The 17,259-nt window shown below is 64.0% G+C and carries 17 protein-coding genes, 1 tRNA gene and 3 pseudogenes; 13 read left to right on the top strand and 8 right to left on the bottom strand.

Annotation, left to right across the window (positions count from 1 at the left end):
- The first annotated feature begins 1,161 nt into the window (after window positions 1-1,161).
- From MFF55_RS18815 to MFF55_RS18805, 3 genes and pseudogenes are all read left to right on the top strand, one after another.
- A pseudogene (locus MFF55_RS18815) lies at window positions 1,162-2,109 on the top strand (IS630 family transposase).
- A 39-nt stretch (window positions 2,110-2,148) separates the two neighbouring features.
- Window positions 2,149-2,367 carry a hypothetical protein gene (locus MFF55_RS18810; RefSeq protein ID WP_238245640.1) on the top strand — a complete coding sequence of 73 codons (219 nt, stop codon included), beginning with the start codon at window positions 2,149-2,151 and terminating at the stop codon, window positions 2,365-2,367.
- 586 nt (window positions 2,368-2,953) lie between these two features.
- Window positions 2,954-3,868: pseudogene (locus MFF55_RS18805) on the top strand (ATP-grasp fold amidoligase family protein).
- A 319-nt stretch (window positions 3,869-4,187) separates the two neighbouring features.
- On the opposite strand, the gene MFF55_RS18800 reads toward MFF55_RS18805, so the two are convergent.
- Window positions 4,188-4,493, bottom strand: coding sequence for a phage portal protein (locus tag MFF55_RS18800; RefSeq protein ID WP_238245639.1), 306 nt, complete (start codon window positions 4,491-4,493; stop codon window positions 4,188-4,190).
- On the opposite strand from MFF55_RS18800, the gene MFF55_RS18795 reads away from it, so the two are divergent.
- The 4 genes and pseudogenes from MFF55_RS18795 (at window position 4,492) to MFF55_RS18780 (ending at window position 8,213) form a co-directional block, all read left to right on the top strand.
- Window positions 4,492-4,875 (top strand): VanZ family protein, encoded by a 384-nt coding sequence (locus tag MFF55_RS18795; RefSeq protein ID WP_238245638.1) that lies wholly within the window; start codon window positions 4,492-4,494, stop codon window positions 4,873-4,875. The two genes, MFF55_RS18800 and MFF55_RS18795, sit on opposite strands and share 2 nt — an antisense overlap.
- 287 nt (window positions 4,876-5,162) lie before the next feature.
- Window positions 5,163-5,573: a nucleotidyltransferase domain-containing protein gene (locus tag MFF55_RS18790; protein WP_238245637.1), complete on the top strand. Its 411-nt coding sequence runs from the start codon at window positions 5,163-5,165 to the stop codon at window positions 5,571-5,573.
- Between the two features lie 1,139 nt (window positions 5,574-6,712).
- Window positions 6,713-7,481 (top strand): annotated as a pseudogene (locus tag MFF55_RS18785) (IS5 family transposase).
- Window positions 7,482-7,769: 288 nt separating this feature from the next.
- Window positions 7,770-8,213 carry a hypothetical protein gene (locus tag MFF55_RS18780; protein ID WP_238245636.1) on the top strand — a complete coding sequence of 148 codons (444 nt, stop codon included), beginning with the start codon at window positions 7,770-7,772 and terminating at the stop codon, window positions 8,211-8,213.
- 62 nt (window positions 8,214-8,275) lie between these two features.
- On the opposite strand, the gene MFF55_RS18775 is transcribed toward MFF55_RS18780, so the two are convergent.
- Both MFF55_RS18775 and MFF55_RS18770 read right to left on the bottom strand, forming a co-directional pair.
- Window positions 8,276-8,656, bottom strand: coding sequence for a hypothetical protein (locus tag MFF55_RS18775; protein ID WP_238245635.1), 381 nt, complete (start codon window positions 8,654-8,656; stop codon window positions 8,276-8,278).
- A 485-nt stretch (window positions 8,657-9,141) separates the two neighbouring features.
- A tRNA-Lys gene (locus tag MFF55_RS18770) sits at window positions 9,142-9,217 on the bottom strand.
- Between the two features lie 75 nt (window positions 9,218-9,292).
- On the opposite strand from MFF55_RS18770, the gene MFF55_RS18765 reads away from it, so the two are divergent.
- Window positions 9,293-10,372: a hypothetical protein gene (locus tag MFF55_RS18765; RefSeq protein WP_238245634.1), complete on the top strand. Its 1,080-nt coding sequence runs from the start codon at window positions 9,293-9,295 to the stop codon at window positions 10,370-10,372.
- 7 nt (window positions 10,373-10,379) lie between these two features.
- Here MFF55_RS18765 and tgt read toward each other — a convergent pair whose 3' ends face one another.
- A complete protein-coding gene (gene tgt / locus MFF55_RS18760; protein ID WP_238245633.1) occupies window positions 10,380-11,531 on the bottom strand; it encodes a tRNA guanosine(34) transglycosylase Tgt in 1,152 nt (383 codons plus the stop codon).
- Window positions 11,532-11,628: 97 nt separating this feature from the next.
- Here tgt and purM point away from each other — a divergent pair, with 97 nt between their 5' ends.
- The 4 genes from purM to MFF55_RS18740 all read left to right on the top strand — a co-directional run bounded on the left by purM (window position 11,629) and on the right by MFF55_RS18740 (window position 14,122).
- Window positions 11,629-12,693 carry a phosphoribosylformylglycinamidine cyclo-ligase gene (gene purM, locus MFF55_RS18755; protein WP_238245632.1) on the top strand — a complete coding sequence of 355 codons (1,065 nt, stop codon included), beginning with the start codon at window positions 11,629-11,631 and terminating at the stop codon, window positions 12,691-12,693.
- Window position 12,694: 1 nt separating this feature from the next.
- A complete protein-coding gene (gene purN / locus MFF55_RS18750; RefSeq protein WP_238245631.1) occupies window positions 12,695-13,351 on the top strand; it encodes a phosphoribosylglycinamide formyltransferase in 657 nt (218 codons plus the stop codon).
- Between the two features lie 113 nt (window positions 13,352-13,464).
- A complete protein-coding gene (locus MFF55_RS18745; protein ID WP_238245630.1) occupies window positions 13,465-13,734 on the top strand; it encodes a BrnT family toxin in 270 nt (89 codons plus the stop codon).
- Window positions 13,721-14,122: a BrnA antitoxin family protein gene (locus MFF55_RS18740; protein WP_238245629.1), complete on the top strand. Its 402-nt coding sequence runs from the start codon at window positions 13,721-13,723 to the stop codon at window positions 14,120-14,122. Before MFF55_RS18745 ends, MFF55_RS18740 begins: the two co-directional genes overlap by 14 nt.
- A 93-nt stretch (window positions 14,123-14,215) precedes the next feature.
- Here MFF55_RS18740 and MFF55_RS18735 read toward each other — a convergent pair whose 3' ends face one another.
- Together MFF55_RS18735 and ndk are read right to left on the bottom strand one after the other, a co-directional pair.
- The gene (locus MFF55_RS18735) at window positions 14,216-14,593 is read right to left on the bottom strand and encodes a hypothetical protein (protein WP_238245628.1); all 378 of its coding nucleotides are present in this window, start codon (window positions 14,591-14,593) and stop codon (window positions 14,216-14,218) included.
- 116 nt (window positions 14,594-14,709) lie between these two features.
- Window positions 14,710-15,132, bottom strand: a complete 423-nt coding sequence (ndk, locus tag MFF55_RS18730) for a nucleoside-diphosphate kinase (protein ID WP_238245627.1) — start codon at window positions 15,130-15,132, stop codon at window positions 14,710-14,712.
- 218 nt (window positions 15,133-15,350) lie between these two features.
- Between ndk and MFF55_RS18725 the strand changes: the two genes are divergently transcribed.
- Window positions 15,351-15,872 (top strand): DUF2147 domain-containing protein, encoded by a 522-nt coding sequence (locus MFF55_RS18725; protein WP_238245626.1) that lies wholly within the window; start codon window positions 15,351-15,353, stop codon window positions 15,870-15,872.
- Between the two features lie 211 nt (window positions 15,873-16,083).
- Here the strand turns inward: MFF55_RS18725 and MFF55_RS18720 are convergent, their stop codons facing one another.
- On the bottom strand, window positions 16,084-16,548 hold the full coding sequence (locus MFF55_RS18720) for an AAC(3)-I family aminoglycoside N-acetyltransferase (protein ID WP_238245625.1): 465 nt from the start codon (window positions 16,546-16,548) through the stop codon (window positions 16,084-16,086).
- Between the two features lie 35 nt (window positions 16,549-16,583).
- Window positions 16,584-17,219, bottom strand: coding sequence for a glutathione S-transferase family protein (locus MFF55_RS18715; protein WP_238245624.1), 636 nt, complete (start codon window positions 17,217-17,219; stop codon window positions 16,584-16,586).
- Window positions 17,220-17,259: the final 40 nt, after the last annotated feature.

Raw genomic sequence — 17,259 nt, 5'->3', positions numbered from 1 at the left:
TGCCCGACACCGTCTACGACGTTGTCTCCGACACCGGCTCGCTGAGGGTGTTCTCGGGCACCGGCGGCGTGGTGTCCAACCTCAGGCATCTGGGCGAGGTGGCCCAGGACGGCCTGGTGTTCCAGGTCTACGCCGCCGCTAGCGACACTACGAACTGGCTCATCGCCTGAGGCGACGAACCTGCACCTAAGAGCAGGGCTCACCCCGCACTACGTCACGGCCTTCGACGACGCACACCTGCGTCGCCGGAGGCCAGCATAGCCGCGACACGTGCTCTGCCGGGCCCCCACGGGCGCATTCGGGTAGGGTTCGCCTCGACCGGCACGGAGCCACACGTCGTCGAGCCTGGCTCCAGCAGGCAGCTTTGCGCTTCTGGATACGAGGAGAGTTGCAGCCTGTTGCGAAACATTCTGGCCTACGAGAAGGCATGAAAAAGCCCGTTAAGTCTCTGACCTAACGGGCTAAAATCTTGGTAGCGAGGGAGGGATTTGAACCCCCGACACAAGGATTATGATGCACACATTCTTCGTGGAATAGCATAGACTTACCGGGCGTGCGTGCTGGCAACCCGCCCTCTCCGCTCAATGACTTCGCATCCTGAATGGCAACCCCATCAGGTGCACATGAGGCTCGTGTCTCGCGCAGGCGTCAGCCATACAACGGCGAAGAACGCAATCCGGCAGGCACGCACGCTCCGCCTGCTCACGGTCGAAGAGCGGGCGCAGACAGCATGGCGCAACCTTTCGAACGTGGTGCGGATCGTCTCGAAGGAATGGGTCGCCTGGATGCGGCTGGCCCGCCGACCCTCGCTTCAGGGGGAGGGGATCCGTGACCGGCACGAATACTGGAAGGCTAGAACGACGAGGAAACAGGCCAGCGGAGCCCGAAAAAGGGCTGCCGATATGGCAGGGTCCCCTTCAGGGAAGCGGCTTGTGAGAGTCCGGGCTGATGGCGCAGCCGAGGCCGGCACCAGCACGTCGGAGAGGGCCTTCGCCTGGCCGATAAGTCGTGTCTTGCCCCTCTCATCTGAGCGAGAAGCAGGATTACTGGTCACCTCAATCGAACCTCTAGAGCGACATTCGCGCGGGTTGAATCGGCGGGGCTGTCGCGGGGCGGCATGATCTGATTCAGAGTATGGGCTGGCGAGGGAGGCCAGCCCGCATGCCTCAGCCTTTGTCCTTCGACCTTCGCTCGCGCGTCCTGGCCGCCGGTGATGCGGGGCTGTCCTGCCGAGGGGCGGCTGAGCGCTTTGGGGTGAGCGCGTCAAGCGCGATCCGCTGGGCCGCGCAGCGCCGCACGGGCGGAGATGCCCGGCCCAAGCCGCAGGGCGGTGACCGGCTCTCGCACAAGACGGAGGCGCACGCCGGTCTGATCCGCGCCGTGCTGGAGGAGGTGCCCGATATTACCCTTCCGGAGCTGAAGGCGCGACTGGCCCAGCAAGGCGCTCAGGTCAGCGTGGCGGCGCTCTGGCGCTTTTGCCAACGCCACAAGCTCACGCGCAAAAAAAGACGGCGCACGCCTCAGAGCAGGACCGTCCGGACATCCTGAGACGGCGCGAGGCGTGGTTCGAGGACCAGCTTGATCTCGACCCTGAGCGCCTGGTGTTCATCGACGAGACCTGGGCCTCGACCAACATGGCCCGGTGCTACGGGCGAGCGCCCCGAGGCAGGCGATTGCGGGTCGGCCTGCCCCCATGGACACTGGAGAACCACCACCTTCGTGGCGGGGCTTCGCAGCACGGGCTTGATCGCGCCCTTCGTCCTCGACGGCCCGATCAACCGGCACGCTTTCGAGACCTACCTCGCCAAGGTGCTCGTCCCCGAGCTGCGAGCCGGCGACGTCGTGGTCATGGACAACCTGTCCAGCCACAAGGGGCCGCGGGCGCGCGAGTTGATCGAGGCGGCAGGCGCCAGCCTGCGCTACCTCCCGCCCTACTCGCCGGACTTCAACCCCATCGAAAACGCCTTCGCCAAGCTCAAGGCGCTCCTGCGCAAGGCCGCCGAGCGCACCGTCGAAGGGTTGTGGTCCACCATCGGCCGGCTCCTGGACACCTTCACACCAGCCGAATGCAGCAACTACTTCGCCGCAGCCGGATACGACGCAACGTGAGCGGATTCCGCTCTAGGATGCAGCACACGTTGTGCCCCGATGAACCAAGGCGCATCCAACATGGACAAGCTTGGCTTTCGTTCGCCCTTCATTCTAGCTAAGGTCGGCTATAAACTCGGCCAACCTCTTGGTAAAGCTGCTCACGCTGAGTTGCCTCAGGTTTGGCTCTACTTAGCCGAGGAGATCGAGGCAAAAATCGAGCACTTGAATACATTGCAGCTTGGCAGATATGAGTATAGGATTGTTGACAATGCTTAGCTTCCAGTCAGTACGCTCCATCGCGTCGATCCGAACCGCGAAGGTAGTCGGACCGAGGTCGCCACGGGCCAGATGCCGTTGTTGCCGTTCGGGCGGTCAGCTCGCCTAAAAAAAGTGAATCACTCGGCTCGCGTAAGGAGAACTATGGAAGCAGAGCAGCCCTGCGCAGGTTAGGCGTTATGGAACGGCCCGCTTGAAGCGGGCTGTCCCTCTGTGTCGCAGAAGGTCAGACGAGTATCGGCCCACGCTACCTTCGCGTCCTCGGACGAGGTCACAATCGCGTCAGGTGTATCCATGTGAATGCGAAGCCAGTCCTGCTCTGCTTCAAGGCGCGCATGCCAATCACCACATCAGAGACCGTCCAAGCTTAAACCTCGGACATTATGAACCCGAACTGCTTCCGCGGAGGAGCATCTCCCGACACCTGCGAGCCGCTGCCCGATCCAAGCCTGCGTCTTCTCTATGGACATTTGCCTTCACACAAAAAGACGATCTCCATTAATGAAATCCAAAATAATCAAATGAACAGAACATAAGTCAACAATCAATTAAGATATTTCATTCGTAAAACTTTAATGAGGAAATAATGATTTCTAATATATCCAGTAGAGAAGCAAGGCACATCTCTAATGACAATTTGTCGATCTGCATATCTCATGCTATTTGCCACCGCAAGATACCTGATTTAAAATTTCAAAAAACGTTTAGTGAGCGAATAGCTTATCGACGCTTGCATCCTCAAGAGTTATTTAGTAAATTATCAGATAAAATTGCAGTTAGAGCTTATGTTTCTGACAAGGTTGGGGAAGATCACCTCGTTCCTCTATATGCTTTTACCGATAATATTGAGACATTCGACTTTGATCTCCTTCCTTCGTCTTATGTAATGAAAGGAAGCCATGGTGCGGGATGGGTAGAAATTGTCTCAAATAGCTCTCTTGTTGAGGTTGATGCTTTAAGAGATAAAGCGAAGAAGTGGTTGACGCAGGATTATTCACAAAAGTTCAGAGAGCTTCATTATAAAAAGGTACCTCGTTAAATATTATTCGAAAAATTACTTCTGGAAGTCGATCGATCAGTCAGCGACTATAAAATTCATTGTTTTCGAAAAGGCGGGCGACTTGTTCAATACTTTCAAATTCATACGGACCGCTTTGAAAATCACAGGGTGAATTTCTTTGATGCCGACTGGAGGCCAATTACACTTAGTCATGGTTTGCAAGACGTAGATCCTAGCAATATTACTAGGCCGTCTAACGCACAAGAAATGCTTGATATCGCTGCTTTGCTTTCCAGTGAATTCAATTATGTTCGTGTTGATCTGTATTCAACTAATAGGTCTATTTTGTTTGGCGAGCTTACATTCACGTCGGGTGCGGGTCTAATAAGATTTCAGCCGCCTGAGTTAGATTATCATTGGGCAACTCTATTTGACACTGATATTGAGCATTTCGATCAGTCGCCGCCAGATCATCGGGCTATTCTAAGAGAATGGGTATAAGAATTTTGAACGGTAAATCCGGCAACGTCTGAAGCCTATTGGAACGAAGGTTCCTAGGGAGGGTCGCACCCGGCTAGTACGCGACATGCCTGGAAAACGACCGTTTTCCTGACGCCGTGGCGAGCCCTTCGGAGGGTGTCCAGACTAACTCATATTCCGTCAGGAATTCTGCTGTCAGAGAAACGCTCTCCGACATAGGTCGCGAGCATCATGCGCCGGCCGCGCGAGCTGCGAGACATCGCCGCCGGCTCTAGGATGAGGTTCCGAGCGGACCGCCGGCCCGGCCCCGAAAGGTAGGGGGCCGCCGGCTGCCGGTGATCTACGCCTCCGCCGGCTGGGCGCTCGCCTGCTGCTCAGAAGCAGGAGGAGTTGGATCGGCCGGGCCGTTGCGGTCGCCCGTGCCGGTCATTGCGGGATTGCGGTACTGGTCGCCGCCGGGCCGCTTGTTCAGGCCCTCGCGGATCCGGCACTCGTTCGGTGACAGAATCTCGTTCTGGATCGCGGTGCCGTAGACGGTGAACTGCGCGCCGCAGCAACGCATAGACACTCGGTTGAAGGTTGATTCCGACGTAGCGCTCATCCTGAGATGACGCGACAGCAGGTCCGGATTGTTACAGAGCCACATGTCACTCACGCTCGTTCTGCGGAGCCTCAAAGCGCTTCGCCTCATAGGCTGGCTTTGCGTTGTCGTTCTGGTCTGGCTGTCGTGGATCCCACAGGAGTGGGAGGCGCGAACAGGATTGCGCGGCGAGATTGAGCACGCTCTTGCATATTGCGGGACGGCCGCGATCTTCGCGTTCGCCTACCAGTGGACATCGCGCTGGCGCATGGCAGCGGCCCTCGGCGCCTTAGCGGCCGTTCTGGAGATCGGGCAGTTCTGGGCGCCAGGTCGGACGCCGGGGTTCGCTAGCTTCGCCGCCAGCAGTCTCGGCGCCGCTATTGGTGTCATGATCGGGCGTGCCGCAATTACCTGGCTTGTGAGCTTTGCAATGCGCTTTAGACGCTAAGTGCGGCTCCGTCGGATCCGCTGGGCCATGCAGACGCTAAACCGACGCATGGCGGCCTATGAGGCCGCCTACGGTGAGCCGCCCTTCCTCAGCCCTGCCACGGCGCGCAACTGACGAACGAAGCCCCGGCCGCTTAGGCAGTCCGGGGACCATGACAAATGCCGAGCCTAGCGGGAGAACGGCCTAAGTGGGATCATGTGGATGTTCTGGGGACAGGTTCGATGACTGGCAATCGTTTCCCGCTGCCATGGTCCAAACGTCTCCCGGGGCCTTACCGAATTGAGCGCATGCCCGACGCTCCTCATGTCATAGGCTCCGGTTTTCTTCTGGCGATTGTCCTTTACACAGAGTCATCAGACCCAAACCTCATAAGCGAGCCCGAGGCCAGGAGAACCGCAGAGTGCATTACCGGGCTGCCTGAGATGCAAGAGGCTCTGAAGAAGTATGAACCGGCAGAACTGATTGACTTGGATGACCGCACACTTAGAGGGCTTGTCGACTTTGCTGCAGATCAGCTGCTCATAAGGGAACTCTGGATCTTTGGGAGCCGTGTTCATGGCCCTGCCATGATACATAGCGACGTCGATTTAGGCATCGTGCCAGAAGACAGAGAAGCGAAAACGTTAGCGCAGACACTTGACACTCTTCTAGCGCTCAAGGACGACTGGGCTGAATCTCTGACTGAGCAGTTCGGCTAAATGTTTCACATCGGCACTTCTAAGAACCGACGACATTTTCGGGGGGGCGTCGACCTGGGTGGCGTAAGTATCTGGCCGGCCGCTTGAGGCACGCACCAGTGGTTGCCCTGCTCTGCGGCGGTTTAGCTCTACGCCAAGCTCACTAGGCTGATCACAGCCGCCAAGCCGACGAACAGGAATGAGACGAGCGCCCACTCGAGCCGTGTCGCTCCTGTGGCGATCCAATCCAAAATCGTCCTGATCTTACGCACCGTACTGCTCCCCCGATCCCCTGTAGGTGAGCACAGCAAGGGCCGCGCCACCCGCCCTGAGCCTCAGCGCCGCTTCCCCTTAGGCCTTGCGCCAGGGGTTCAACTCCTTCCCCATCCAGATTCCGATCCGCAGGTAGGCCAAGGCACGCACGAGGATCCGCTTGATGCCGGTCGGCGGCTGGTCGTCGGTCACGTCACGGCTCCTCGATGATTTGACGACTCGATGGCAACCCGACCGCCGCCTCGTCGTATCCATCACGCGCCCTGCAAGGCGCGCTGCGGTCTCCTCTGATCACCACCTTCAGCCCCGCCCGGTTCGCCGCAGCCCGGCTTTTTCGTGCAGCTAGTTGGCCGAGTTGTTCTTACCCGTCCTGAGATGAAACTTTTCCTCGATGAGCGGGGTAGTGTACAAGTTGAGGGGAGTGCTCACTGAAATGTCAGGAGCCTCACATGCGCATTTTTGCGCCACTGATCGTCGCGCTTTGCGCGCAACGCTCACCCGCTCAGGCTCAAGGAAAGCCTCAGCCACGTCCCGCTCAGTCCGAGATGCCCGGGGCAACGAGCGATGAGAAAGCTGCAGAGATCAGACGCTTGATTGAGTTGGCTCAAGCCCGTCAGCAAGCAGTCGATGCTCGCAATACCCACATCTGGCGGCGGTGGGATCACGCGGTTTGCATCGGGCGCGGATCGATGCCGAAGACGTTCCGGACCGTCTATACGACGCCAACACGCGTCCTGGCTGGGTTCATAGCGGCCGACGACGAGCGCGCGGTGCGATCCTCCAAACCGTCTAGCCCGACCCGAACTTGGACCTCAATGCCTAGGGTCTGTCGTCGCCTGAACCATCTGGCAGCGCATGCGTTTGCCCGTCCTATCTGAGGAGGGACGATGCGGAGCGACGCGCAATGGGCTGTTCTGGGGCCACTGGTTGAGGCTTGTCGACCGAAGGCGAAGACCCCGCCGCTGGACCTGCGGCGCACGCTCTCGGCGATCCTGTGGCGGCATCAGAACGGCGCCAAGTGGCGCGCAATCCCGCAGGTGCTGGGGCCGTGGTGGCGGGCCGCGCAGATCTTCATCCGATAGTCGCGCAGCGGGGTGTGGGAACGACTGCTCGGCCTCATACAGGAGTGCGGCGTTCAACGGGGCATGGTGTTCCTCGGCGGCACCAACATGCGTGCGCATCAGAAGGCGGCTGGAGCCGCCAAAAGGGGGGATCTGCAGCTAAAGCCAAGACGATCGTGAAGCTGTTGGCCGATCGCGTGGCGGCTATGGGACTAAGGCTTTCGTGATCGCTGACGGCGCAGGACGCGCGATCGCCTTCCGGGTCGCACCGGGACAGGCCCATGAACTGCCACACGCACTGCCCTTGCTCGAGCGGCTTCCGGGCGTTCCCCAATGGGTCGTGGCTGATCGGGGCTACGCCAGCCATCGCTTCCGGCAGCAGATCGCGGAAGCCGGAGCAAAACCTGCCATCCCGTCCAAGCGTAACCAGGCTCCAGTGCGCTGCCTCGAATGGATCTACGCCAACCGCAACATCGTAGAGCGGCTCTGGGCGCGGCTGAAGGAGGGGCGGGCGGTTGCCACGCATGACGAGAAAACCGCAGCCAGCTTCAGCGGCATCCTCTGTCTCGCAGCCACGCTGGATCACCTCAGGTGACGACAGACCCTAGGTAGATACCGTCTTGCTCTTTCAGCCCCGCCGGTACCCGCCGAGCGGGGCTTTTCTTTGTGCGACACACGAGGCATCAGATCCACCGCCTAAGTCCTGATCCCCATCTCCCCTGGACAGGCCCTGCTGTTGCTTTCCCCCTGACGGTCACAGCAGGGCCACCCTTCGTTCAGCCCGCCCGATTCATGCCGCGACGGGTGTCCTGAGCTGTCAAAAACATCAACAAGTTGAACTTACTATTGTGCGCTGGGTTGTACGGGCAAAAGGATGGTTGCCATGTACAAAGTCGCTTGTGTTGGATTGGTTTTTACTTGTGTTGGTTTTGCCGCTGTCGCCCAATCGGCAACCGGTTTGGCGCTTGACAAGAACGGCGCCTTGCCAAAGCCGAAGGGGCAGACCGATCTCGACACGACGCGGATCGTCTCGGTCGAGCGAGCGATAGTAGCCTCGACGGAGGAGCGGACGAGCGGGCTGTGGCAATCCTGGCGTGTTGCCGTGTGCCAGGGCTGCGGCGTCGCAGATCAGCGGACGGTCGCTGAGATCAATCTGGCCACGGCCGCTTATGTACGTCCAGGCGACAAGGAGTTGCTGAGCCGTCCACGGGCACCTCAATCCTCTGAGCCTGACGAGCCGCTACTCAGCCGAGATCGAAGCGCGCCACGCATGCTTGTGAGCGAACTCCTCGCATCACGCATGAAGCCAACCTTCCTGAGCCCCTGATCTGCGCGTTTGATCTCTAGCCCGCCCGGTGCCCGCCACTCTGCGGGCTCGACGGTGGGGCTCTACGCTTTCATCCCGCCCTTCTCGCCAGAGCTGGCATGCTGCGGCATGCCTTCTAGAACTGCTTGGTGCAGCCGTCGTAGCCAGTGTTCAGCTACCTTAGCTCTGGCCTCAGCGCGTTCCGCTCGCTCCTCAGCAGCTCGTACGCGAGCTTCCGCCTCTCTGGACGTCCCAGTTAGTTCTCTGATGTTGTCGAGGGTGACCGACCAGTCGAACTCATCGACAGATGCTGAAGAATGATGAGCTTCTATCTCTGCGATTACTTCTTCGGAAGCAATTCCATCCCCATCTTGGAATGGAAACGATCGAGCAAACAACTTGCGCAAACTCGAGAAATCCTCGCCCAGACCTGCAGCGGGAGGAAGAGAGTATGTGGTCTGCATCGTAAGCTCCCGGCGACCTTCCTAGAGCGGTCGTCGGTACGATGGGCCAGGATGATTAACATTACCTATACTGATAAACGATCGAGCTACCCAGTTGGCTTCGCTGCAGCGGAAAGTGCGGCGTTCAGTTCGGGAACGGATGCCCTAACATTCAGGGGACGTAGCCGTGACAACCTGTCCCCTCGGCAGATGACTGCTCAGCAGCGCGAGAAGTCGCTCAATCTGATCTAAGCCAATCCCTCGCGCCTGGTCCTCTGACGGGTATGGGGTGTCCGACCGTCGAAACAGCTTGCCATGATCGCGAATCTTCGGCGGCCGTTGCGCTCCTTGCCGGAGCTCGCGCCTGCTCGGGCGTCATGTTGTTCGCCAGAAATCGTCGAACGTGCTAATCGCCAGCTTCGCTCATCGTTACCCGTGTCGATACCCGGCAGCGTGTGAGCCGCCGAGTATCAGCATCGAAAATCCAGTTAACTATCTGAAAAAATTGGTGAGCGCGCTGGGGCTCGAACCCAGGACCTACAGATTAAAAGTCCGTTGCTCTACCAACTGAGCTACGCGCTCGCATCCGCGGACGGGCCTTTTCGTAGGACAAGCCGGTCGGGCGGAAGGCGTGGCCCGCAATAGGGGTTGGGGTGTATGGGGTCAACCGCGGGAGCGGCGGCGCGCGGGGATGCGGGGGCGCAGTCGGCCGCCTGGCGCCGCTTCACCGCGATCTTCGGCGCGGCGGCGCTGACGCTGGGGCTCGCCGCGACGGGCTTCGTCGCGTTCATGGACCCCTACGGATTGCGCGCCGCGCCGGGCCGCCCGGCAGTGCCGCTGATGGATTCCAACCAGCGCTTCCTCTACCCGCAGATCGTGCGCGGCGGCGCCTACGACGCGGCCGTGATCGGCACCTCCACGGCGCGCCTCCTCGACCCCGAGGCGCTGGGCCGCGCCTTCGGCGGCCGCTTCGCCAACCTCGCCATGAACGCGGCGACCCCCTACGAGCAGGTGCAGATGGCGCGGCTGTTCCTGCGCCACGCCACGCCGCACGTCCTGCTCTACGCCCTCGACGCGACCTGGTGCGGGGCCGACGCGGAGACCCGCCGCTTCACGCCGCGGCCCTTTCCCGCCTGGCTCTACGGGCCGGGCACGCCGCTGGACCCGCTGCGGCAGGTGAACTGGCAGAGCCTGACCACGGCCGGCGCCGTGCTGCTGCACCGTCTCGGCCGCGCGCCCGAGCGCATCCGGGCGGACGGCTACGCGGTCTTCACCCCGCCCGAGACGAGCTACGACGCGGCCCGGGCGGCCCGGCACATCCACGGCGGCGGCAGCGTGGCCGAGGACGCCGCGGCGCCCGTCGGCAGCAACGACGCGCCCGATGCACCCATGCCGGCGCTTGCCTGGCTCGACGACCTCCTCGCCGCGACGCCGGACGCCGTGAGGCTCGTCGCCTTCATGCCGGTCCATGCGGTGGTGCAGGGCCGCCCCGGCACGGTGCGGGGCGCCCGCGAGGCCGCCTGCAAGGCCCGGGTGGCGGAGATCGGCCGGCACCGCGGCGCGACGGTAGTGGATTTCCGCGTCCCCTCCCCCGTGACACGGGACGACTCGAACTACTGGGACGCCCTGCATTACCGCCTGCCCGTCGCCGACAGGATCGTGGCGGGGCTCGCGGCGGCGAAGGAGCGCGGGGCGGACGATCCGGCGGGGTTCTATCGCGTGCTGGCGCGGCCCTGATCCGGGTTCAGGCCGCGCGCTCGGCCTCGGCCCGGGCCCAGGCCTCGCGGGTCTCGGCCGCGAAGTCGAGGAAGCGCCCGGCGGCGATGGCCGCGCGGATGCCGGCCATCAGGTCCTGGTAGTAGGACAGGTTGTTCCAGGTCAGGAGCATCATGCCCAGGATCTCGTCCGTGCGCACGAGGTGGTGGAGGTAGGCGCGGCTGTAGTCCCGGGCCGCGGGGCAGGCGGAGGCCTCGTCGAGCGGGCGCGTGTCTTCGCCGTGGCGGGCGTTGCGCAGGTTGATCCGGCCGTGGCGGGTATAGGCGAGGCCGTGGCGGCCGGCGCGGGTCGGCATCACGCAATCGAACATGTCGATGCCTCGTTCCACGGAGCGCAGGATGTCGTCGGGCGTGCCGACGCCCATGAGGTAGCGCGGCTTGTCCTCGGGCAGGTGGGGCGCCACGGTCTCGATCATCGCCAGCATGACCGCCTGCGGCTCGCCGACCGCGAGACCGCCGATGGCGTAGCCCCTGAGGCCGAGACCGACCAGCGCCTTGGCGCTCTCCACCCGCAGGGCCGGCACGTCGCCGCCCTGGACGATGCCGAACATGGCTCGGCCCGGCTGCTCGCCGAAGGCCGCGCGGCAGCGCTCGGCCCAGCGCAGGGAGAGGTGCATCGCCTTGACGATGGCCGTCTCGTCGGCCGGCAGGCGCACGCATTCGTCGAGCTGCATCTGGATGTCGGAGCCGAGCAGGCCCTGGATCTCGATGGAGCGCTCGGGGCTCATGTGGTGGGTCGAGCCGTCCACATGCGAGCGGAAGGTGACGCCGGCCTCGTCGATCTTCCGCAGGGCCGAGAGCGACATCACCTGGAAGCCGCCGGAATCGGTGAGGATCGGGTGCGGCCAGCGCATGAAGTGATGGAGGCCGCCGAGCCGGGCCATGCGCTCGGGGCCGGGCCGCAGCATCAGGTGGTAGGTGTTGCCGAGGACCACGTCGGCGCCGAGATCCCGGACCTGCTCCGGGTACATCGCCTTGACGGTGGCCGCCGTCCCGACCGGCATGAAGGCCGGGGTGCGGATGGTGCCCCGCATCGTGGCGATGGCGCCGGTGCGGGCGCTGCCGTCCCGGGCGTGGAGCGTGAAGCCGAAGCGGTCGGAGGCGAGGTCGCGGTCTGACATGGGGCCCTGATAACACCCGTGCGCGCATGCGAAACGCCTCGCGAAGCGGCTTTCGAGGGTTTAGAGGTCGCGGCAGGACGAGGAACGTGAGGCGAGCATGGCGGAGCGCGACGAGGGACTGACCTATGCGGGAGCCGGCGTCGACATCGACGCGGGCAACGCGCTCGTCGACGCGATCAAGCCGCTGGTGCGGGCGACGCGCCGGCCGGGAGCGGATGCCGAAATCGGCGGCTTTGGTGGGTTGTTCGACCTCAAGGCGGCGGGGTTCCGCGATCCCATCCTGGTCGCGGCCAATGACGGCGTCGGCACCAAGGTGAAGATCGCCATCGAGACCGGGCGCCACGACACCATCGGCATCGACCTCGTCGCGATGTGCGTGAACGACATCATCGTCCAGGGTGCCGAGCCGCTGTTCTTCCTCGACTACTACGCCACCGGCAAGCTCGTGCCGGGGGTGGGCGCCGACATCGTGCGCGGGATCGCGGAGGGCTGCCGGATCGCGGGCTGCGCGCTGATCGGCGGCGAGACCGCGGAGATGCCCGGCCTCTACGACGGCGCCGATTACGACCTCGCCGGCTTTTCCGTTGGGGCGGCCGAGCGCGGCACGCTGCTGCCGCGCTCCGGAATCGCGCCGGGCGACGTCGTGCTCGGCCTGCCCTCGTCGGGCGTGCACTCGAACGGCTTCTCGCTGGTGCGCCGGATCGTCGAGAGGAGCGGGCTCCCATACGACGCACCCGCCCCCTTTGCGTCGGGCCGTTCGCTCGGCGAGGCGCTGCTCGAGCCGACGCGGATCTACGTGAAGCCGCTGCTCGCCGCGTTGAAGGCGACGGACGGGATCAAGGCGCTCGCCCACATCACCGGCGGCGGCTTCCCCGACAACCTGCCCCGCGTGCTGCCCGACGGCGTCGGCATCCAGATCGACCTCGACGCGATCACGCCTCCGCCGGTCTTCGGCTGGCTCGCCGCGCAGGGAGGCGTCGCGGAGCGGGAGATGCTGCGCACCTTCAACTGCGGCATCGGCATGATCGTGGTGAGTGCCGCCGACCGCGCCGAGGCGGTGGGCGCGGCGCTGACGCAAGCCGGCGAGGCGCCGGTGCGCCTCGGGCGGATTACCGAGCGAGGGTCCGAGCCCGTCGCCTTCACCGGCACGCTCGCCCTCTGAGATGACGACGCGAAAGAAGACCCGGGTCGCCATCCTCATCTCGGGGCGGGGCTCGAACATGATCGCTCTGATCGAGGCGGCGAGAGCCCCCGATTACCCGGCCGAGATCGTGCTCGTGCTCTCGAACCGGCCCGAGGCCGGCGGCCTCGCCTACGCGGCCGCCGCCGGTATTCCGGCGCGGGCGATCGACCACAAGGCCTATCCGACCCGCGAGACGTTCGACGCGGCGCTCCAGGCGGAGCTGGACGCGGTGGGCATCGAGCTCGTCTGCCTCGCGGGCTTCATGCGGATCTTCTCCGCGGGCTTCGTCGAGGCCTGGGCCGGGCGGATGATCAACATCCACCCTTCCCTGCTGCCCCTGTTCCGCGGGACCCGCACCCACGAGCAGGCTCTGGAGGCGGGCGTGCGCCTCCACGGCTGCACGGTCCATTTCGTGATTCCGGAGCTCGATGCCGGTCCCATCATCGCCCAGGCGGCGGTACCGGTCCTGTCCGGCGACGACCCCGACAGCCTCGCCGCGCGCATCCTGGTGCAGGAACACCGGCTCTATCCCGCGGCGCTGGCGCTGGTAGCAGGCGGCAAAGCGCGGCTCGAAGGTGACCGCGTCGTCTTCGATGCGGATGTCGCGCTCGCTCAGAGCGCGTTGCTCAGCCTTTGATACCCCTTCTTCCAACCGTGCCGCTGCCGGGTGAGATCATGGTGCGCGTCATTCGCCGTTCGCAGCTATGAAATCGCCTTGCCGCTCTGATTATCTGTATCTACGAAAAAGCGATGCAGATCGTTTGGGATGAGCCGAAGCGAGAGTTGAACCATCAGGTCCACGGGTTGGACTTCGCCGATGCGCGCGAGCGGTTCGAGTGGAATGATGCGCTGATCGAGAATACCTATCCTGGCAAGAATGGTGCGCGCCTAAAGGCAACCGGCTTCCTTGATGGCGATCTTGTGGTCCTCGTCTTCTCGCGCCTGGGCGCTCAGGCGCTGTCCTTCATCAGTCTGCGCCGCGCAAACCGTACGGAGAGGAAACGCTATGACGAAAGCTAAGCGCCTGGCTCCACCCATCACAGACGAGGACGAGGCTCGCACTCAAGCCGGTATCGCGGCCGATCCCGACAATCCGGAACTAACCGAGGAGGAGTTCGCCCGCATGCGGCCGGCGCGCGAGGTGCTGCCGCCGGGCGTGCTGGACGCCTTGACGAAGCGCGGACGTCCCAAATCGGCGAAGCCCAAGGTGCTTCTGTCGTTGCGCATCGATCGAGAGGTTGTGGAGACCTTCAAGGCTACCGGCGCTGGATGGCAGACGCGCATGCAGATCACGCTTGCTCGGCAGGCTGCGAAGATGAAGGTGGCTGGTACTTCGACGAAAGCGCTCTCGCCCAAGGGCGGAGGCGTGCGGACGGAGGATGTTGGGCGTCGAGGCGCCGGGAAGTAGAAATCACCGAGACGGTCCGGAAGAGACCGAGATCGCGGCTCGATCTCATCCGGGGGCTTCACGACGGTCCGAGGCCAACCTCGCTCGTGGAGCTCAGACCGGCCGCGGCAGCTTGCAGCTGTCCAGCGCCGCGAGCGCCTTGGCGCGGGCGGAATCGTTGAAGTAGCCCGTGGTCCGGTAGGATTGGATCTCGGCCTGGTCGAGGCTCGCGAGCGTCTTCTGGGCGTAGCAGCCGCAAGGACGGGACAGCGACTCCTCGGACACGCTCTGCTGGCGGGCCTGGATCACGGCGCAGGAGCGGCGCACGCGAGCGGTCAGGTTGTTCGTCGAGGCGGTCTTCAGGGCCGGATCGGGCGTGTAGCCCTCGAGCGCGGCCGTCTGGGGGGCGCGGCTCGCGTTGCAGGCGGCGAGCAACGAGATCAGCCCGGCCGCCAGGATGAGGCGGCCGGTGCGCGGATGAGCGTAGCGCATGAAAAGTCCAGGTCCGTGACAGAGATTCGAAAGGCGGATCCGGTGTCGCTCGCTCCTGACTCAGCGCGCAAGGGCAGCGGCGCCACAGTGCGGCGCAAATGCCCGAGCTCGAAAGATCAGCCGACGATGTCGGAAGCCTGGAAGAACTGCGCGATCTCGATCGCCGCGTTCTCCGCGCTGTCCGAACCGTGGACCGTGTTCTCGCCGACGGATTCCGAAAACGTCTTGCGGATGGTGCCCTCGGCCGCCTGGGCCGGGTTCGTCGCTCCCATCACCTCACGGTAGCGCGCCACCGCGTTCTCGCCCTCGAGCACCTGCACGACGACGGGGCCGGAGGTCATGAACTCCACGAGCTCGCCGAAGAACGGACGCTCCTTGTGCACGCCGTAGAAGGTCTCGGCCTGCGCGCGGCTCATCCGGATACGGCGCTGGCCGACGATCCGCAGGTCCGCCCCCTCGATCACGGCGTTGACGGCGCCGGTGATGTTGCGTCGGGTGGCGTCGGGCTTGAGGATGGAGAAGGTGCGCTCGGTGGCCATGGTTCGTCCGGGTGTGGTGGATCGCGCCGAAGGGCTTCGGCGCCGGGCTTATAACGGGCGCGGTCCCCGCCCTCAACCCGAGGCGGGAAACCGCTTGGCCATTGCACGAACGCAACACCGCCGAAAAATCGCCCGATTGCGCGCCTTTCCTGGGGTTGACGACGCCGGGGTTTCTTGACGCCGGCGAAACGTGATCACGCCCTTGAAGGAGACCGGCCATGCGCGTCGCCCTGAGCTCTGCCCTGATCTTCTCCGGCATCGCCGCCGCCCAGGCCGCGCCCGCGCAGGACCCTTCGGGCACCTGGCTGACCGGGGACGGCCGCGCCAAGATCAGGATTGATCGCTGCGGCCCCGCCGGCACCGAGATCTGCGGCAAGGTCGTCTGGCTCAAGGTTCCGACGACGGAGGCGGGCGCTCCGCGCACCGACATCAAGAACCCCGATCCGAAGAAGCGCAGCCGGCCCGTGCTGGGCCTGACGCTCATCGACGGGCTGAAGGCCGACGACGGCAAGTTCTCCGGCGAGATCTACAACGTCGAGGAAGGCAAGATCTATCAGGTCAGCCTGGAGCGCGAGAGCGGCGCCGAGCTCAGCGTCTCGGGCTGCCTTCTGAAGGTGCTCTGCGGCTCTCAGACCTGGACGCGGGTGCCGGACGTGAACCAGCAGGCCGCCGTCGCGACGCCGGATCAGGCAAAGACCGCGACGCGCTCCATCGCCAAGCCGGCGCCGAAGGCGGAGTGATCGACCGTCGTTTCGGTTGCGCGCTCCTTTCCCGGACGTCCGAAGCGTCAGCGATGGGTGATCCGAGACGCAGCCGACAACGGAGCCGCTTCAGCGGTATATGACAGGCAGCGCAAGGGCTCGGACGCTTCGCGGCGTCCTTCGCTGGACCTCGGACCACCTTCCGTTGGCGCTACAGGCGTCCGGGGAAGGGCGCGGCGCGAGCCCAGAGCTAAGCCTTCACATCGATGTCGAAGTGCAGCACGTCCTCGCGCCGACCAAGGCTTTCGTAGAGCGCGATCGCCGGGTCGTCCCCGTAATCGGCCTGGACGTAGACCACCCAGGCACCGCGCTCGCGGGCGATGTCCCGCAGATGCTCCAAGAGGGCCCGCGCGATGCCCCGGCGCCGATGCGTGGCGGTCACGGCGAGGTCGTAGACATACACTTCCCGCCGCGCCCGCTCGAACTTGTCGAGTTCGTAAGCGACAAGTCCGCCGACGACCGTCTCGTCCGTCAGCGCCGCGAGCGCGATGACGTGATCCTTGCCGAGCAGGTCCGCGAGGTAGAGATCGCCCGGAGGCTGCGCCCCGTAGGTCTCGGGCTCCGCGAAGGCCTCGCCGAACAGCGCGTTCAGCCCGCGCATGAGCGGGATCTCGGTCGGGCCGAGGCGGCGCAGCGTGATGGCCGGAGCAGGCATGGGCGAGGTCTAGCGCATCCGGGCAGGAGCCGTCTTCAGATCGCCGCCAGTCCCCGCTGAACCGCGGGGCGCGCGAGAAGGCCGTCGAGCCAGCGGCGCACGTTCGACAGGGCGCCGAGATCGATTCCCTGCTTCTCGTGGTACTTGGCCCAGGTCAGGGTCGCGATGTCGGCGATCGAATACTCGCCGGCCAGATGCGGGTGCCCCGCGAGCTGTCGGTCGAGGACGCCGTAGAGGCGCTGCGCCTCGGTGGTGAAGCGATCGATCGCGTAGGGGATCTTCTCCTCCGCGTAGATCCGGAAATGGTGCACTTGGCCGAGCATCGGCCCGAGCCCGCCGACCTGCCAGAACAGCCACTGGTCGACCGCGGCCCGGGCGCGCTCGTCGGCGGGATAGAGGCGGCCGGTCTTGCGGCCGAGATATTGCAGGATCGCGCCCGATTCGAAGAGGCTGATGGGCTCGCCCCCGGGGCCATCGGGGTCGACGATCGCCGGGATCTTGTTGTTGGGCGAGATCGCCAGAAAGTCCGGCGCCATCTGCTCGCCCTTGCCGATGTTCACGGGGACGACGCGGTAGGGAAGCCCGCATTCCTCCAGCATGATCGGGATCTTCCAGCCGTTCGGCGTGCTCCAGGTATGGACCTCGATCGGTTGTCCCGTCGCCGTCGCCATGCGGATCGCGCTCCCGGTCTCGTCAATGCCCGCGTCGAGA

Origin of the sequence: Methylobacterium iners (assembly GCF_022179305.1) — a bacterium.
Taxonomy (GTDB): domain Bacteria; phylum Pseudomonadota; class Alphaproteobacteria; order Rhizobiales; family Beijerinckiaceae; genus Methylobacterium; species Methylobacterium iners.
The sequence above is the reverse complement of the archived record's forward strand: the minus strand, read 5'-3'. Positions and strand labels throughout refer to the sequence as shown.

Coding starts and splice junctions, on each gene's coding strand:
- MFF55_RS18810 (WP_238245640.1), top strand. CDS start 2,149: ATGAACCAAGGCGCATCCAACATGGACAAGCTTGGCTTTCGTTCGCCC.
- MFF55_RS18795 (WP_238245638.1), top strand. CDS start 4,492: ATGTCACTCACGCTCGTTCTGCGGAGCCTCAAAGCGCTTCGCCTCATA.
- MFF55_RS18800 (WP_238245639.1), bottom strand. CDS start 4,493: ATGTGGCTCTGTAACAATCCGGACCTGCTGTCGCGTCATCTCAGGATG.
- MFF55_RS18790 (WP_238245637.1), top strand. CDS start 5,163: ATGCCCGACGCTCCTCATGTCATAGGCTCCGGTTTTCTTCTGGCGATT.
- MFF55_RS18780 (WP_238245636.1), top strand. CDS start 7,770: ATGTACAAAGTCGCTTGTGTTGGATTGGTTTTTACTTGTGTTGGTTTT.
- MFF55_RS18775 (WP_238245635.1), bottom strand. CDS start 8,656: ATGCAGACCACATACTCTCTTCCTCCCGCTGCAGGTCTGGGCGAGGAT.
- MFF55_RS18765 (WP_238245634.1), top strand. CDS start 9,293: ATGGGGTCAACCGCGGGAGCGGCGGCGCGCGGGGATGCGGGGGCGCAG.
- tgt (WP_238245633.1), bottom strand. CDS start 11,531: ATGTCAGACCGCGACCTCGCCTCCGACCGCTTCGGCTTCACGCTCCAC.
- purM (WP_238245632.1), top strand. CDS start 11,629: ATGGCGGAGCGCGACGAGGGACTGACCTATGCGGGAGCCGGCGTCGAC.
- purN (WP_238245631.1), top strand. CDS start 12,695: ATGACGACGCGAAAGAAGACCCGGGTCGCCATCCTCATCTCGGGGCGG.
- MFF55_RS18745 (WP_238245630.1), top strand. CDS start 13,465: ATGCAGATCGTTTGGGATGAGCCGAAGCGAGAGTTGAACCATCAGGTC.
- MFF55_RS18740 (WP_238245629.1), top strand. CDS start 13,721: ATGACGAAAGCTAAGCGCCTGGCTCCACCCATCACAGACGAGGACGAG.
- MFF55_RS18735 (WP_238245628.1), bottom strand. CDS start 14,593: ATGCGCTACGCTCATCCGCGCACCGGCCGCCTCATCCTGGCGGCCGGG.
- ndk (WP_238245627.1), bottom strand. CDS start 15,132: ATGGCCACCGAGCGCACCTTCTCCATCCTCAAGCCCGACGCCACCCGA.
- MFF55_RS18725 (WP_238245626.1), top strand. CDS start 15,351: ATGCGCGTCGCCCTGAGCTCTGCCCTGATCTTCTCCGGCATCGCCGCC.
- MFF55_RS18720 (WP_238245625.1), bottom strand. CDS start 16,548: ATGCCTGCTCCGGCCATCACGCTGCGCCGCCTCGGCCCGACCGAGATC.
- MFF55_RS18715 (WP_238245624.1), bottom strand. CDS start 17,219: ATGGCGACGGCGACGGGACAACCGATCGAGGTCCATACCTGGAGCACG.